13 protein-coding genes are annotated in these 15974 nt (G+C 67.1%); 8 read left to right on the top strand and 5 right to left on the bottom strand.

What is annotated here, in order from left to right; genetic code table 11:
* Positions 1 to 7: 7 nt before the first annotated feature.
* Positions 8 to 1099 (bottom strand): ubiquinol oxidase subunit II, encoded by a 1092-nt coding sequence (gene cyoA / locus QP045_RS19615; RefSeq protein ID WP_422516698.1) that lies wholly within the window; start codon positions 1097 to 1099, stop codon positions 8 to 10.
* A 153-nt stretch (positions 1100 to 1252) separates the two neighbouring features.
* Here cyoA and QP045_RS19610 point away from each other — a divergent pair, with 153 nt between their 5' ends.
* Positions 1253 to 2581 carry an MFS transporter gene (locus tag QP045_RS19610; protein WP_422516697.1) on the top strand — a complete coding sequence of 443 codons (1329 nt, stop codon included), beginning with the start codon at positions 1253 to 1255 and terminating at the stop codon, positions 2579 to 2581.
* 221 nt (positions 2582 to 2802) lie between these two features.
* On the opposite strand, the gene QP045_RS19605 is transcribed toward QP045_RS19610, so the two are convergent.
* Genes QP045_RS19605 through QP045_RS19595 form a run of 3 tightly spaced genes read right to left on the bottom strand, consistent with a single transcriptional unit; the run spans position 2803 to position 8749 of the window.
* A complete protein-coding gene (locus QP045_RS19605; protein WP_422516696.1) occupies positions 2803 to 4260 on the bottom strand; it encodes an efflux transporter outer membrane subunit in 1458 nt (485 codons plus the stop codon).
* On the bottom strand, positions 4253 to 7483 hold the full coding sequence (locus tag QP045_RS19600) for a multidrug efflux RND transporter permease subunit (protein WP_422516695.1): 3231 nt from the start codon (positions 7481 to 7483) through the stop codon (positions 4253 to 4255). Before QP045_RS19600 ends, QP045_RS19605 begins: the two co-directional genes overlap by 8 nt.
* A 3-nt stretch (positions 7484 to 7486) precedes the next feature.
* Positions 7487 to 8749 (bottom strand): efflux RND transporter periplasmic adaptor subunit, encoded by a 1263-nt coding sequence (locus QP045_RS19595; RefSeq protein ID WP_422516694.1) that lies wholly within the window; start codon positions 8747 to 8749, stop codon positions 7487 to 7489.
* Between the two features lie 12 nt (positions 8750 to 8761).
* Between QP045_RS19595 and QP045_RS19590 the strand changes: the two genes are divergently transcribed.
* Complete coding sequence (locus QP045_RS19590) at positions 8762 to 9520, top strand: TetR/AcrR family transcriptional regulator (RefSeq protein ID WP_422516693.1); 759 nt, start codon at positions 8762 to 8764, stop codon at positions 9518 to 9520.
* 22 nt (positions 9521 to 9542) lie between these two features.
* On the opposite strand, the gene QP045_RS19585 is transcribed toward QP045_RS19590, so the two are convergent.
* The gene (locus tag QP045_RS19585) at positions 9543 to 10217 is read right to left on the bottom strand and encodes a Crp/Fnr family transcriptional regulator (RefSeq protein WP_422516692.1); all 675 of its coding nucleotides are present in this window, start codon (positions 10215 to 10217) and stop codon (positions 9543 to 9545) included.
* Positions 10218 to 10453: 236 nt separating this feature from the next.
* Between QP045_RS19585 and QP045_RS19580 the strand changes: the two genes are divergently transcribed.
* The 6 genes from QP045_RS19580 to QP045_RS19555 all read left to right on the top strand — a co-directional run bounded on the left by QP045_RS19580 (position 10454) and on the right by QP045_RS19555 (position 15961).
* Positions 10454 to 10753 carry a hypothetical protein gene (locus tag QP045_RS19580; RefSeq protein WP_422516691.1) on the top strand — a complete coding sequence of 100 codons (300 nt, stop codon included), beginning with the start codon at positions 10454 to 10456 and terminating at the stop codon, positions 10751 to 10753.
* Between the two features lie 120 nt (positions 10754 to 10873).
* The gene (gene ccoN / locus QP045_RS19575) at positions 10874 to 12562 is read left to right on the top strand and encodes a cytochrome-c oxidase, cbb3-type subunit I (RefSeq protein ID WP_422516690.1); all 1689 of its coding nucleotides are present in this window, start codon (positions 10874 to 10876) and stop codon (positions 12560 to 12562) included.
* A gap of 11 nt (positions 12563 to 12573) precedes the next feature.
* Positions 12574 to 13308: a cytochrome-c oxidase, cbb3-type subunit II gene (gene ccoO, locus QP045_RS19570; protein WP_422516689.1), complete on the top strand. Its 735-nt coding sequence runs from the start codon at positions 12574 to 12576 to the stop codon at positions 13306 to 13308.
* On the top strand, positions 13305 to 13469 hold the full coding sequence (locus tag QP045_RS19565) for a cbb3-type cytochrome oxidase subunit 3 (protein ID WP_422516688.1): 165 nt from the start codon (positions 13305 to 13307) through the stop codon (positions 13467 to 13469). Before ccoO ends, QP045_RS19565 begins: the two co-directional genes overlap by 4 nt.
* Entirely contained in the window at positions 13462 to 14427 is a 966-nt protein-coding gene (ccoP, locus tag QP045_RS19560) for a cytochrome-c oxidase, cbb3-type subunit III (RefSeq protein ID WP_422516687.1), read from the top strand. Before QP045_RS19565 ends, ccoP begins: the two co-directional genes overlap by 8 nt.
* The gene (locus QP045_RS19555; RefSeq protein ID WP_422516686.1) at positions 14414 to 15961 is read left to right on the top strand and encodes a 4Fe-4S dicluster domain-containing protein; all 1548 of its coding nucleotides are present in this window, start codon (positions 14414 to 14416) and stop codon (positions 15959 to 15961) included. The genes ccoP and QP045_RS19555 overlap by 14 nt, the downstream gene beginning before the upstream one ends.
* Positions 15962 to 15974: the final 13 nt, after the last annotated feature.

The raw sequence follows: 15974 nt of genomic DNA, 5'->3' as shown, positions 1-15974 counted from the left end.
TCGGCCTTTATGCGCGGTCGGCCGCGCTCGCGCCCGGGGTGCGGGGGCGAAGAAGCTGGGTCATATTGCGATTGGCCGGGGATCCGGGATCCCGCGTGCCCTCGGCCGGGCCGGTCGGGTGCGACTGGTGTTCGCCACCATGCTTCTCTTCATTTTCCTTGAAGAGCGCACCCTCGGGCTCGCCGGGCTGGGCCGCACGATTGTTCACGCCGGGCTGGCCGCCGTGGCTCATGCCGTGACCCATGTGGCTGTCGCACGGACGCTTGGGATCCGGGCACATCTGGACGATGCGATCGAACAGGCCCTTCTCGATGCTGCCGAAGTGCATCGGCGGGACCTTTTCGGACGGCTTTTCGAGCTTGAGATAGGTCGCCGCGTCGAGCGGGGTCTTGGACGTCTTCGTCTCCGACACCCAGCGCGCGAAGCCTGCATCATCGACCGAATGGGTGATGAAGCGCATCTGGCTGAAGCCCGCGCCGCTGTAGTTCGACGACATGCCCTGGAACTGGCCAGGCTTGTTCAGCACCGCGTGGAGCTTCGTCTCCATGCCGGCCATGGTGTAGATCATGCCTGCCATCGCCGGCACGTAAAAGGCGTTCATCACGCTCGACGAGGTCAGCCGGAACTCGACTTCGCGGCCGACGGGCACGACCAGTTCATTGACCGTCGCCACGCCCTGCTCGGGGTAGATGAACAGCCACTTCCAGTCGAGCGACACGACCTGCACCTGCAGGGGCTTCGTGTTCGGCTTGATCGGCTGGTCGGCGGAGATTCGGCTGAGCGGGCGATAGGGATCGAGGAGATGGGTCGAGGTCCACGTCAGCGCGCCCAGCGCGATGATGATCAGCAGCGGCGCCGACCAGATCACCAGCTCGAGCATGATCGAGTGGTCCCAATCCGGCTTATACTCGGCATCCTTGTTGCTGGCGCGATAGCGCCACGCGAACAGGACGATCAGCACCATCACCGGGACGATGATCAGCAGCATCAGCCCGGTCGACCACAGGATCAGGTCGCCTTGCTGACGCGCCACGTCGCCAGAGGGGTTCAACACCACCATGTCGCAACCTCCAAGAAGGGCGACGAGCGGCAGGCTCATGCCGCATCGCGCGGCAACAGAGGGCAATAGGCGGGACATCACCGGGGCGCCTAGCCCTCTGTTCGCACATGCGGAATAGGACAATTTGTCCTATCCCCGTTCGGCGCCCCGCAGCCTATCGGGGCCACGAACGTTCGGAGAGTTGAATACGTAATGGCTCAGGCCCATGCCTCGTCCGCGCAATTGGAGCGCGATGCCCGCGCCGTGAATTCCAGCGGCCACGATGACGTGCACCCGGGAGAGATCGCCGTCGGCGTGATCATCGGGCGCACCTCGGAATTCTTCGACTTTTTCGTGTACGCGATCGCCTCGGTGCTCGTGTTCCCGAAGCTCGTCTTCCCCTATATGGAGCCGGTACAGGGCACGCTCGCCTCGTTCGCGCTCTTCGCCCTCGCGTTTATCGCGCGCCCGATCGGTAGCCAGATCTTCATGGCGATCGACCGGCGCTACGGCCGCAGCACCAAGCTGACGATCGCGCTCTTCCTGCTCGGCACCTCCACCGTCTCGGTGGCGTTCCTGCCCAGCTATGCGCAGGTGGGCGCTGCCTCGGCGGTTCTGCTCGCGATCTTCCGGATCGGCCAGGGCGTCGCTCTGGGCGGCAGCTGGGACGGCCTTGCGTCGCTGCTCGCGCTCAACGCACCCCCGCACAAGCGCGGCTGGTATGCGATGGTGCCGCAGCTCGGCGCCCCGATCGGCCTGATCGTGGCGAGCGCGCTGTTCGCCTTCTTCCTGGGCACGCTCGACTCAGAGGATTTCCTCAGCTGGGGCTGGCGCTATCCGTTCTTCGTGGCCTTTGCGCTCAACGTCGTGGCACTGTTTGCCCGTCTGCGCATGGTCGCGTCGCCCGAATATTCCGAGCTCTTCAAGTCTCGCGAACTGACGGCGTCGCCGGTTCCTGCCACGCTCAAGAGCCAGTGGCGCAACATCGTCATCGGCGCATTCGCACCGCTGGCGAGCTTTGCGCTGTTCCACATGGTCACCGTGTTCCCGCTTTCGTGGGTCGCGGTGTTCACGCAGCAGAGCATCACCCGCTTCCTGGTGATCGAGATGGTCGGCGCCGCCTTTGGCGTGCTGGCGATCATCTGCTCGGGCCTGCTCGCGGACCGCATCGGTCGCCGCTCGGTGCTCGGCTACACCGCTGCTGCCATCGCGATCTTCGCCTGCGTCGCCCCCCTGCTGCTGAACGGCGGCGAGGTCGGTGAGACGGTGTTCATGATCGTCGGCTTCATCCTGCTCGGCCTGTCGTTCGGCCAGTCCTCGGGTGCCGTCACCAGCAACTTCCCGAAGCGCGCGCGCTACACGGGTGCGGCGCTGACCTCGGACCTCGCATGGCTGTTCGGCGCCGGCTTCGCGCCGTTCGCAGCGCTGTGGCTGGCAGAGACCTTCGGCCTCATCGCGGCCGGCGGTTACCTGCTGTCGGGCGCGATCGGCACGCTCGTTGCCCTTGCCCTCAACCGCGAACTGGCCCGTCGCCTCGACTGAGGCCGGTTCGCAAGACTGGTACGAAGAGGCGGCGGGGAGCGATCCCCGCCGCCTTTTTCTTTGCTCCGCTCTGGCAAGGCCGGGCGCCCGATGCGCTCCCGCGGGCGAGGCAACACCCTTCCCCGTCGTCCGACGATTCCCACCCAATGCAAAACGGCCGGTGCGGGAGGTTCATCCCGCACCGGCCGTGCATTGCTATCTCCGGGGAAGCGCCCCCTTGGCTATTGGGTGGCGACCTCGCGGATACCGCCGCCCAGCGCCACATAGAGCGAGACCCCGTTCTGGAGCTCGGCACTGCGCAGCGCGATCAGCTGCTGCTCGGCCGCGAACAGGTTGCGCTCGGCGTCCAGCACCTCGAGGTAGATCGAGATGCCGTTCTGGTAGCGCAGCTGTGCCGTGCGGGCGAGGCGGCGCTGCGCCTCCACTGCCCGGGTCTGGGCGGTAATCTGCTCGGCATAACGGCGACGCGCCACCAGCGCATCGGCGACTTCGCGGAACGCTTCCTGCACCGTGCGCTGGTACGACGCGACCAGCTCGTCCGCCTGTGCGCGGCTGAGTTGCAGGTTCGCCTCGCGCCGGCCCCAGTCGAAGATCGGCAGGTTCAGCGCCCCGCCAAAGGACCAGGCCTGGGCGCCGCCGCGGAACAGGTCGCCCAGGTCCGGCGACGCGAACCCGTAGTTGCCGGTCAGCGAGATGTTCGGGAAGAATGCCGCACGCGCCGCGCCGATGTCGGCATTGGCGGCGCGCAGCTGCAGCTCCGCACCCAGAATGTCGGGGCGGTTGACCAGCAGCGCCGAAGGAAGCCCCGGGTCGATCGCGTTGAACTGCGCCGACTGGCTGAGCGGCCGCGCCTCCGGCAGCGGCCCGTTCAGGGGGCCGCCGATCAGCACCGTCAGCAGGTTCTCGGCCTGTCCGGTGGTGCGCTGAAGCTCGGCAAGCTCCGTTTCCGCCTGCGTCACGAGCACGGCCGACTGGTCGAAGTCGACGGTCGAGGTCACGCCCCGCTCCATCCGCAGCCGCGCGATCCGCAGCCCTTCCCGACGACCCTGCAACGTGCGCTCGGCAAGCGCGATGCGCTCCTCGCCCGCACGGATCGTCAGATAGGTCGCGGCCACCTGGCTCACCAGCGACAGGCGGAAGGCACGCTCGGCCTCCACGGTCGCGAGATAGCGTGCCCGTGCGGCATCGCTCAGGTTGCGGACCCGCCCCCAGAAGTCGATCTCGAACGACGTGACCGCCACGCCGACGTTGAGCTGGGTGATCTCGATCGCATCCGGCCCTGCCGCCTGCTCCCCGTCGCCGGTGCCGCCGCCAAGCGCATCGCCAAAGCCCAGCGAGTTGAGCGGCGTGCGCGTGCGCGTGGCACGGCTCTGCAGGCCGAGTTCGGGCAGGCGCTGGGCATCGGTGATCCGATACTGCGCGCGTGCCTGCGCGATCCGGGCGACCGATTGCGCGAGGTCGCGGTTATTCGCGAGCGCAGCGGCGATGTACGTCTCCAGCCGCGCATCGCCGAAGAACTCCCGCCAGCCGAGTTCGGTGGCCAGGCGGCTCCCCGGGGTGGCGGCAACCGCCTCGGGAAAGGTCTGGGACACGGGTGTCACCGGCTGCCGGTACTGGGGTGCGAAGTTACACCCCGCGAGCATGGTGGTCGCCGCTAGGGCGGTGACGAGCTTACGCATTCTTGGGCTCCCCGGCGGGGCCGTCGCGTTCGGCGTGGCGGCGGGCTTCCTCCGCCTCCTCGCGCGCGTCCCACGCCTCATAGTCATGGTCGCGGGCCAGCCACTTCTTCGCCGCGATGTAGAACACCGGCGTGAAGAAGATGCCCAGCAGCGTCGCGGTGATCATGCCGCCCATCACGCCCGTACCGACGGCGTGGCGGCTTGCCGCGCCCGGCCCGGTCGCGATCACCAGCGGCACCATGCCAAGGATGAAGGCAAAGCTGGTCATCAGGATCGGCCGCAGTCGCTGGCGTGCCGCTTCCGTCGTGGCTTCTTCCGCGGTCCTGCCGTCGCGCTCATCCTCGATCGCGAATTCCACGATCAGGATGGCGTTCTTCGCTGCAAGGCCGATGATCGTGATCAGCCCCACGTTGAAGTAGACGTCGGCCGACAGCCCGCGCAGCGAGGTGAAGATCACCGCGCCGAGCACGCCGAACGGAACCACCAGCAACACCGCAAGCGGGATCGGCCAGCTGTTGTAGAGCGCGGCGAGCAACAGGAAGACCACCACCATCGAGAGGCCGAGCAGAAGGCCGATCTGGCCGCCCGCCTGCTTCTCTTCATAGGCGGTGCCCGTCCACTCATACGCCAGGCTGCCCTTCAGCACCTCGCCCGCGATCTTCTCCATCTCTTCCAGCGCAGCGCCGGACGACTGGCCCGGCGCCGCCTGGCCAGAGATCGTGACCGCCGGATAGCCGTTGTAGCGGTCCAGCTGCTGCGGGCCCGAGGTCCAGCGAACCGTCGTGAACGCCGAGAAGGGCACCATGTCCCCCGTGGCCGTGTTGCGGACACGCAGGTTCAGCACGTCTTCCGGCTTCATGCGCTGCGAGGCTTCCGCCTGCAGATAGACGCGCAGCACATTGCCTTCGCGGCTGAAGTCGTTGGCATAGGCAGAGCCGAAGGTGATCGACAGCGTCGCATTCACGTCCGCGATCGACAGGCCCAGCGCGCGTGCGCCGACCCGGTCGATATCGACATACAGCTGCGGCGCATCGCCCTGGCCTTCCGGCCGGACACCGGCGAGCACCTTGCTCTGGGATGCCTTGGCAAGGATCGCGCCGCGAGCGGCCAGCAGCGCTTCACGGTTGGTACCGCTGCGGTCCTCGATCTTCATCGAGAAACCGGTCGCGTTGCCCAGCGACTGGATCGCCGGCGGGTTCAGCGGGAACACCGTCGCCGACGCGATGCCCGACACGAAGCCGAACGTCTTGCCGATGATGGCGTCGACCGAGTTTTCCTTGCCCTTGCGGTCGTCCCACGGCTGCAGGTCGATGAACGACAAGGCCGCGGCCTGTCCCTGGCCAAAGAAGTTGAAGCCGATGATGGAAACGATGTTCCGAACCTGCGGCTGCTCCTTCAGGAACGCTTCCGTGGTCCGGACTGCCTCTTCCGTCCGCTGCATCGTGGCACCGGGTGCCGCGTCATAGTTGACCATGAAATAGCCCTGGTCCTCGGTCGGCAGGAAGCCGCCGGGCAGGCGCAGGAACATCAGCACCGTCACCGCCAGGACGACGGCGAACACCGCCATCCAGCGCACCGGCCGCGACAGCATCGTGCCGACGGTCCGGCCATAGCGATTGGTGGCGCGACCGAAGCGGTTGTTGAACCAGTTGAAGAACCGCTGCGGGATGCCCCGCCAGCCGGGCTTCGGCTCCGGCGGATGCTCGCCCGGCAGATGCGCCTCGTCGCGCTTCAGCAGCTGGCCGCAAAGCGCCGGGGTCAGCGTCAGCGCCAGCACGGCCGAGAAGAAGATCGACACGGCCAGCGTGACCGAGAACTGGCGATAGATGCCGCCGGTCGAACCGGGGAAGAACGCCATCGGCACGAACACCGCGATCAGCACCAGCGTGATGCCGATGATGGCGCCACGGATCTGGCCCATCGCCTTCACGGTCGCCCGGCGGGGGCTCAGCCCCTCCTCCGCCATGATGCGTTCGACGTTCTCCACGACGACGATGGCGTCGTCGACGAGGATGCCGATCGCCACCACCATGCCGAACAGCGACAGCGTGTTGATCGAGAAGCCGAAGAGGTAGAGGCCCAGGCACGCGCCCGCGAGCGCGATCGGGACCACAACCGCCGGGATGATCGTCGCACGCCAGTTCTGCAGGAACACGAACATCACGATGAACACCAGGATCATCGCCTCGACCAGCGTGTGGATGACGCTGTCGATCGACGCGTTGATGAACGGCGTCGTGTCGAACGGCACCTTCCATTCCATGTCGGGCGGGAAGTTCGCCTGCAGTTCGTCCAGGCGCTTGCGCACCGCCTCCGCGGTGGCGACGGCGTTCGCGCCGGTCGCCAGCTGCACGCCCATGCCGGCGATCTCGCGACCGTTCAGCATCGCCTTGAAGCCATAGCTTTCGGCGCCGAGCTCCACCCTCGCCACGTCGCGCAGGCGAATGGTCGCGCCGTCGGTGTTGGAGCGGACGATGATGTTCTTGAACTGCTCCACGTCGGTGAAGCGGTTCTGGGTCACGATCTTGGCGGCGAACTCCGCCTCGCGCGTGATCGGCTGATCGCCCAGGCTGCCGCCCGCGGTCTGGCTGTTCTGCTCCTGCACCGCCGCCAGCGCTTCGGACGGCGAGATGCTGTACCCCGCGAGCTTTTCGGGATCGAGCCAGATGCGCATCGCATATTGCGAACCGAACAACTGGATGTCGCCCACGCCCTGCACACGGCGAAGCTCGTTGACGATGTTGTTGGAGGCATAGTTGCCCAGCTCCACGACCGGGATGTTGCCGGTCTTGGAGGTGAGCGCCACCACCATCAGGAAGCCCGAGGTGTTGTCGGTGATCTGGATGCCCAGCCGGCGGACGTCCTCCGGCAGGCGCGGTTCGGCCCGGTTCAGGCGATCCTGCACCTCGACGCGCGCATCGTTCAGGTCGGTCCCGGACTCGAACGTCAGCGTGATCTGGGCGGTGCCGTTCGATCGGCTGACCGAGTTCATGTACAGGAACCCGTCGATGCCGTTCATCTCGCGCTCGATGACCGAGGTCACGTTGCGGTCGAGCGTCTCGGCATCAGCGCCGTTATAGGTGAACGCCAGGTTCAGCGCCGGCGGCGCGACCTGCGGGTACTGCTCGATCGGCAGCCCGCGGAGCGCGATGATCCCGGCCAGCGCGATGAAGGCCGCGATGACCCACGCAAAGACCGGCTTGTAGACGAAAAAGCGATCCATCGATCAGCGTCCCGATGCCGGGCTGCTGGCGGCGCCGGGTTGGCCGGGCTGACCGGGCTGGGCAGCCGTGCCGCCCTGGCCGGGCTGGCCGGCCGGACGCCCGGCGCCAGCCGCCGCAGGCTTGGGCTCCTCGACGCGCACCTTGCCGCCCGGCTGCACCTTCTGCCAGCCGTCGACGATGACGCGCTCGCCGGGCTTCAGGCCAGAGCGGATGATCCAGTTGCCGCCGGTCTGGCCGCCCAGCTGGATCGGACGGACGCTGACGCTGCCATCCTGCCCGACGACGGACACGGCGGCGTTGCTGCCGTTGATCTGGACGGCACGCTGCGGCACCGTGATGCCGTCGATCGTGCCCGCCAACAGCCGGCCGCGGACGAACTGTCCGGGCAGCAGGCGGCGTTCGGGGTTGGGGAAGCTTGCGCGCAGCACCTGGCTGCCGGTCTCGGGATCGACGGTCAGGCCGGCGAAGTTCAACCGGCCGATCGGCCCATATTCCTCACCGCTTTCCAGGACCAGCCGCACCTCGACACCGGTCAGCGTCGGAAGCTTGATCTGGCCGGCACGTGCCTGGCTGAGCAGCGTCTGCAATTCAGAGCTCGACTGCGAGAACACGGCATAGACTGGGTCGAGCTGCTCGATCGTCGTCAGCGGGGTGGCCTGGGCAGCGCTCGCCAGCGCGCCCTCGGTCGCCTGCGCCCGGCCGACGCGGCCGCTGATCGGCGCCCGCACCGTGGTATAGCTCAGCTCCAGCTGCGCGCGCGTCAGCGTCGCGCGGGCGTCGGCAACACTCGCCTCCGCCTGGCGAAGCGTCGCCTGTGCCGCCTCGAATTCCTGTGCGCTCACCGCCCGCTCGTTGATGAGCGGCCGATAGCGATCCACGACCTGGCGCGCGTTCAGGCGCGTAGCCTCGGCACGCTGCACGGCGGCCTGCGCCTGCTGGACGGCGGCCTGGCGGTCCCGCGGATCGATGCGGAACAGCGGCGTGCCCTCCTTCACATCGGTGCCCTCCTGGTACAGGCGGCGCTCGATGATACCGTCGGTCCGCGCGCGCACCTCGGCCGACCGGATCGCCTCGATGCGGCCGGGCAGGTCCACGATGTTCGGGACGGCTTCGGCACGTACGGTGACGGCGGTGACCAGGGTCGGGGGCGGCGCTGCCGGCTGCTGGGCGCTGTCGCCGCCACTGCCACACGAAGCGAGCGCAAGCGCGCTGACGGCGACGACCAGCGTCCGGCCGGGCCGGCCGAAGGAGGGGGCGATGATCACAAACGATTCTCCATGAGGGCAGCCCGAGCAGGCGGCGCTTCTGTACCGCTCCGAACAGATAAATCAACTGAACCGTGCATTTTAATCGCCGATGCAGTACGGCAGTTCTCAGCGAAGCCTGGAGCTACCGAATTGAAATCTGGTCAACGCCGGGGCGCCGGCCGTCCGACACGCGAAGAAGCCGCCGCGATCAATGACCGGGTGCTGGAGGGTGCACGCAACGCCTTCTGTCGGCAAGGAATATCAGGCGCGTCGATGGACGAGATCGCCACCGCCGTCGGCGTCACCAAGCACACGATCTACCGCCGCTACCCCAGCAAGGCAGCGCTGCTGGAGGCGGTCGTCGAGCGCGATCTGTCCCGCTTCGAAGCGGAAATGCGCTCCGTCCCCAGCACCGACACCGCGGCGGAAGACCCGATCCTGGCACTCAAGGAGGTGGCCCGCCGCTTCTTCCAGTCGTGCATCACGCCAGAGGACGTCGCCTTCGTGTCGTTCCTCCACGCCGAAGGCGCCTTCTCCGACGACATGCGCCGCAAGCTGGGCGAGTGGGGCAAGGTCGCCAACGCACCCTTGCGCGAACGGATCGAGCAGGCACAGGCGGCCGGCTGCATCCGCCCTGGCGATCCAGCAAAAATCTGCGAGGTTCTGGTCGACCTCATCGACGGCGGCGCGCGGCGGTCCGACCTTGCGACCGGCGATGTCCATGTCTCGAACGAACGGTTCGAGGAGCGGTGGGAAATCTTTGCACGGGCGATGTTCCTGCCCTGCTGAACCGGCCCGCTCCGACCCCGACCTATCCGGCGGCCTCGCCCTCCGCCAGCAGCCGGTCGGGATCGAGGATGCGGACCCGCTTGCGCCCGGCGGCGACAATGCCCGCCCTCTCCCACCGGCTCACCAGCCGGCTGACGGTGTGGAGCGTGGTGGCGGTCAGCTCCGCCAGGTCCTGGCGCGACAATCCCACCTGCACCGCGCCGTCGACCGGCACCTCGTCGGCTGCAAGCCGGATCAGCGCGCGCGCCAGCCGCTGCGCCACCGGCAGCGTCGACACTTCGTGGAGGCGCTGCAGCATCTCCTCGTTGCGCTCCGCGATCATCTCGACGAAATTGGCGGCGAGACCGGGATGCGCCCGCACCAGCTCCCGCATCCGCTCCGAAGGCCAGCTGAGCGCGCGGACATCGCTCAACGCGGTGACCGTCGCGGGATAGGGCACCTCCCGGAACGCGGCGACGCAGCCGGGCATGGCGCCCGGGCCGAGCAGGTGCACGGTCATCGCCGTACCCTGGGTGGAGGTCCGCCACACCCGCACGCGGCCGTCCGTCACCAGCAGGAACTGGTCGGCCCGATCCTCCTCGTACATCAGGACCTGGCCTGCGCGGTAGGATCGCGCGCTTGCCGCGCGCCGCACCTGGTCCTCCACCTCCGCAGGGATGGCGTCGAACAGGCGGCACTTGCGCAGCGAGGTCGGCACGGCGGTCAGTCCTTCCGCGCGAAGAGAAAACGCGCCCCCTTGCAAAGGACGCGGACGTTCCACGGCCTTCCAGATCACCCTGTGACTAGAAAACCGACCGCGCAGCTTCGTTGATGAGCGTCAAACTTCGTTGTTTGACCGCCGTCAAATCCGATTTCTTCCGGTCATGCCATTCCCAATCCGCAATCTCGGGCGCCGATCTGCGTCAGGACTGCTGGCACAGAGGGGAAGTCGCGATGCCGATCGGAATAGTCACGGGCACCTATGGTCTCTTGATCCTGGCGACCCTGATCTCAGGCTATTTCGCCTTTCTGCACGCCAATACATTGGCACGGGAAGCGCAGACGCCGGACAATGACATCGTGGCCGGAAACAGCCGCCCGACAGGCCGTCGGCGCCGGGCGCGCCGGTCCGTCCTGGCGGTTATCATCTTCAACCTCAGCTGGATCGGGCTGGTGTTGATGATCGGCCTCCACGCCAGCGGAACGCTCTCGACGCTGGTGCAGTCGCAGGATGTCACCGTGCAGCGGCCCTAGCGGCCGGCAACCAAGGGGGCCGCGGTCGCACACCGCGCTTCTTGACGGAAATCAATGTGGCAGGGGGCCGGGCAGCCGAGGGCCCCCATTAGCTGGAACGGCTGCTCGAGCGAGGGGCTCATGGACAATATCATCACAAACGCCGGGGCCTGGTTGGTCCTGGCCATCCTGGCGCTGTTCGGCGCGGCGCTGGCCGTCGACGCGGGCTTCGCCGTTCACATGGGGATCATGGCGATCGCGGCGCTGGCCGCATCGTTCCTGACGATGGCAAAGGGCGATTTCAACGCCCTGCCCGGCCGCTTCGCCGGCCCGGCGGCGCTGCAGAGCCGCTATTATGACGACGTGATCCGCTGGGGCGTGATCGCCACCGTATTCTGGGGCGTGGTCGGGTTTCTGGTGGGCGTGGTCATCGCGCTCCAGCTCCCCTTCCCGGCCCTCAACCTCAACAACGAGTTCACGACCTTCGGGCGCCTGCGGCCGCTGCACACGTCGGCGGTGATCTTTGCGTTCGGCGGCAACGCGCTGCTCGCGACCAGCTTCTACGTCGTGCAGCGCACCTGCCGCGCGCGCCTGTTCGCGCCCAAGCTCGCGAACTTCGTGTTCTGGGGCTACCAGCTGTTCATCGTCCTGGCCGCGACCGGCTACATCCTCGGCATCACCGAGGGTAAGGAATATGCAGAGCCCGAATGGTACGTCGACCTGTGGCTGACGCTCGTCTGGGTCTGCTATCTCGTCGTCTTCGTCGGCACGCTGGTGAAGCGGTCGGAACCCCACATCTACGTGGCCAACTGGTTCTACCTCGCCTTCATCATCACCATCGCGATGCTCCACATCGTCAACAACCTGTCGATGCCGGTCTCGCTGCTGGGCTCCAAGTCCTATGCCGCCTTTGCGGGCGTGCAGGATGCGCTCACCCAATGGTGGTACGGCCATAACGCGGTCGGTTTCTTCCTGACCGCCGGCTTCCTCGGCATGATGTACTATTTCGTGCCGAAGCAGGCCGAACGCCCGGTCTACAGCTACCGGCTGTCGATCATCCACTTCTGGTCGCTGATCTTCCTCTACATCTGGGCGGGTCCGCACCACCTCCACTACACCGCGCTGCCCGACTGGGCGCAGACGCTCGGCATGGTGTTCTCGGTGATGCTGTGGATGCCCAGCTGGGGCGGCATGATCAACGGCCTGATGACGCTCAACGGCGCCTGGGACAAGATCCGTACCGACCCGATCATCCGCATGATGGTCTTCGCGCTCGCCTTCTACGGCATGGCGACCTTCGAAGGCCCGATGATGTCGATCAAGTCGGTCAATTCGCTCAGCCACTATACCGAATGGACCATCGGGCACGTCCACTCGGGTGCGCTCGGTTGGAATGGCATGATCACCTTCTCGGCGGTCTATTACATGGCGCCGCGCCTGTGGGGTCGCGAACGGCTCTACTCGCTGCGGATGGTCAACTGGCACTTCTGGCTCGCGACGCTGGGGATCGTTCTCTACGCCTCCTCCATGTGGGTGGCGGGCATCACCCAGGGCCTGATGTGGCGCGAATATGGGGAGGACGGCTACCTCGTCTACGCCTTCGCCGAAGTCGTCTCCGCGATGAAGCCCTACTACGTGATCCGCATGGTGGGTGGCCTGTTCTACCTCGCCGGTTCGCTGGTGATGGCGTGGAACGTCTACAAGACGATCAAGGGCGACCTGCGCGAAGAGGCTCCGATGAGCGACGCCGCCTATGATCCGGAGGCGGACCGCCCGATCGTGCGCGCGCCCGCCGCCGCCGCCGCCCCCCAGCCCGCTCCCGCCGAGTAAGGACAAGGTCGATGGCTTCCAAGTTCCTCGATCACAAGAAGATCGAACGCAACGTGACGCTGCTCGGCGTCCTGTCCTTCCTGGTGGTGATCATCGGGGGCATCGTGGAAATCGCCCCGCTGTTCTGGATCGACTCCACCGTGGAGAAGGTGGAGGGGGTCCGCCCCTACACCCCCCTCGAGCTCGCCGGCCGCAACATCTACATCCGCGAGGGCTGCTACAATTGCCACAGCCAGCAGATCCGCCCCTTCCGGGACGAGGTCGAGCGCTACGGGCACTACAGCCTCGCGGCAGAGAGCATGTACGACCACCCGTTCCAGTGGGGTTCAAAGCGGACCGGGCCGGATCTGGCCCGGGTCGGCGGCCGCTATTCCGATGAATGGCACGTCCAGCACCTGAAGGACCCGCGCTCGGTGGTGCCGGAATCGATCATGCCGCCCTACGCCTTCATGGCCGACCGGGATCTTGACGCCGGCGACATGACCAGGCACCTGACGGCGATGCGCCGGGTCGGCGTCCCCTACACGGACGAGGACATCCAGAAGGCGCAGCAGGACCTGCAGCAGCAGGCACTGGCCGACGGCGACGCCAGCGACCTCATCCGTCGCTACCCCAAGGCGCAGGCCCGCGACTTCGACGGCGATCCCAACCGGCTGACCGAGATGGATGCGCTTGTCGCCTATCTCCAGATGCTCGGCACCACCGTCGATCTCCGGTCGGCGGAGGCACAGGAGCAGCCCCGGTGAACTACAGCGATCTGCGGCATTTCGCAGACAGCTACGGCCTGGTCTTCATGAGCGTAGTCTTCCTCGTGCTGGTTGGGTGGACGTTCCGCCGCGACGCCGGGAAGCACCACGACCAGGCCGCCCACAGCATCTTCGAGGAAGAGGACCGCTCCGATGGTTGAGCGCAAGCGGATCGACGAAAAGACCGGCACCAGCACGGTCGGCCACGAATGGGACGGCATCGAGGAACTCGACACGCCGATGCCGCGCTGGTGGCTGATCACCTTCTATGCCTGCATCCTGTTCGCGGCAGTCTATGTCGTGCTCTACCCGGCATGGCCGCTGGTCGACCGTGCGACGACGGGCGTGCTCGGCTGGAGCAGCCGCGGGCAGCTCGCAAAGGAGGTCGCCCGCGAAGGCGTGCGCCGCGCTCCGATCGAAGAGGCGCTGGCCCGCATCCCGATCGAGCGCCTCCCCGAGAATAGCGAGCTGTTCCAGACCGCGGTCGCGGGCGGCAGCGCCGCCTTCAAGGTCCATTGCGTCCAGTGCCACGGCGCCGGTGCCGCGGGCACCACGGGCTATCCGAACCTCAACGACGACGACTGGCTGTGGGGCGGCGACCTCAAGGCCATCCACCAGACGCTGGTGAACGGCATCCGGCAGCCGGGCAATGACGAAACCCGCACCTCGGTGATGCCGGCCTTCGGTCGCGACGGCCTCCTGCAGCCTGCCGAAGTGCAGGACGTGGTCAGCTACGTCCGCGTCATTTCCCATCAGGAAAAGCCAAGCGAAGCAGCCCGCCGCGGCGCGACCCTGTTCGAGAACAACTGCGTCGCCTGCCACGGACCGCAGGGCAAGGGGTTGCGCGAGTTCGGTGCGCCGAACCTGACCGACGGCATCTGGCTCTACGGCGGCGACCGGGATTCGCTGACCCAGACCGTGACGAACTCGCGCTACGGCGTGATGCCCGCCTGGGGCCACCGCCTCGACCCGGTGACCATGAAAATGCTCGCGGCCTATGTCCATTCGCTGGGCGGCGGCGAGGCGTTCGTACCCGAGACGCCGGCAGCCGTTGCTGCCGCCACGTCCAACCCGGAGGCGGCCACACCGGTCGCGCAACCGCGAAATGTCCAACCCTGACGACCTCGCCGGCCCCAAGCAGAAGCTGTTTGAGGCTCGCGCGAAAATCTTCCCGAAGGCGGTCGACGGCAGCTATCGCCGCCTGAAGTGGGCGGCGATGCTCGTCACCCTGACGATCTATTATGTGACGCCGTGGCTGCGGTGGGATCGGGGGCCCTATGCCCCCGACCAGGCCGTGCTGGTCGATATCGCCCACCGCCGCTTCTTCATGTTCTCGATCGAGATCTGGCCGCACGAGTTCTATTATGTCGCCGGCCTCCTGATCATGGCCGGCATCGGCCTGTTCCTGGTGACGTCGGCCGTCGGCCGCGCCTGGTGCGGCTATGCCTGCCCGCAGACGGTGTGGACCGACCTGTTCGTCCACGTCGAGCGCTTCATCGAAGGCGACCGCAACGCCCAGATCCGGCTGCAAAAGGCACCCTGGAGCGCCGCCAAGCTCGCCAAGCGCGTCACCAAGCACGGCATCTGGCTGCTGATCGCGGTCGCAACCGGCGGCGCCTGGATCTTCTACTTCGACGATGCGCCTCGCCTGTTCGGCCAGGTCGTCACCGGCGAGGCACCGCTTCCCGCCTATCTGACGATCGCGATCCTCACCGGCACCACCTATGTGCTGGGCGGCCTGATGCGCGAGCAGGTGTGCATCTACATGTGCCCCTGGCCGCGCATTCAGGGGGCGATGCTCGACGAAAAGTCGCTGCTGGTCACCTATAAATATTGGCGTGGTGAGCCGCGGACCCACGGCCTCAAGCGCGCCGCCCCGGCCGTGCGCCGCCCCGAGGTCGCGGACCAGGGCGCGGAGCCGCAGGCGGGCGTGCCCTCCCTGGTCGCGCTTGCCGCCGATCCGCAGAAAACCCCGCGCATCGGCGACTGCATCGATTGCAACGCCTGCGTGGCCGTGTGCCCGACCGGCATCGACATCCGCAACGGCAGCCAGATCGGCTGCATCACCTGCGGCCTGTGCATCGATGCCTGTGACCAGATCATGGAAAAGATCGGCCGCCCGCCCCGGCTGATCGGCTACAGCACCATGGCCGACGAACAGATCGCAAGCGAGGGCGGCCAGCCGGTTCACCCCTTCCGCCGCTTGCTGCGGTTGCGCACGATCCTCTACACGCTGGTGTGGGCCGGGATCGGCATCGGCATGTTGTTTGCGCTCGGCACCCGCACCCGCATCGACCTGTCGGTCAGCCAGACCCGCAACCCGCTCTACGTCCGCCTGTCGGACGGCAGCATCCGCAACAACTACACGATCAAGGTCCGCAACATGGAGAACCGCCCGCGCGAGGTGGAGATCCATCTCTCCGGCCTGACAGGCGCAGCCATGTGGAACGACGGCGGCACTCGTGAGACCGCCGGCTCGGTCGTCCGGCTGAAGGTCCCGGCCGACCAGGTCGCCCGCACCCGCGTGTTCGTCGCCGCACCCGCCCAGGGCCCGGCGCGCGAGGACGTGGCCTTCACCGTCCGCGCGCTCGATCATGAGGGCGGCGAGGACACCGACCAGAGCTTCTTCGAACGCCCGGAGACCGGACAATGATCAGCCCCCGCCC

The sequence above is a fragment of the Sphingomonas sp. 3-13AW genome, assembly GCF_049311085.1.
Lineage (GTDB): Bacteria > Pseudomonadota > Alphaproteobacteria > Sphingomonadales > Sphingomonadaceae > Sphingomonas.
The sequence above is the reverse complement of the archived record's forward strand: the minus strand, read 5'-3'. Positions and strand labels throughout refer to the sequence as shown.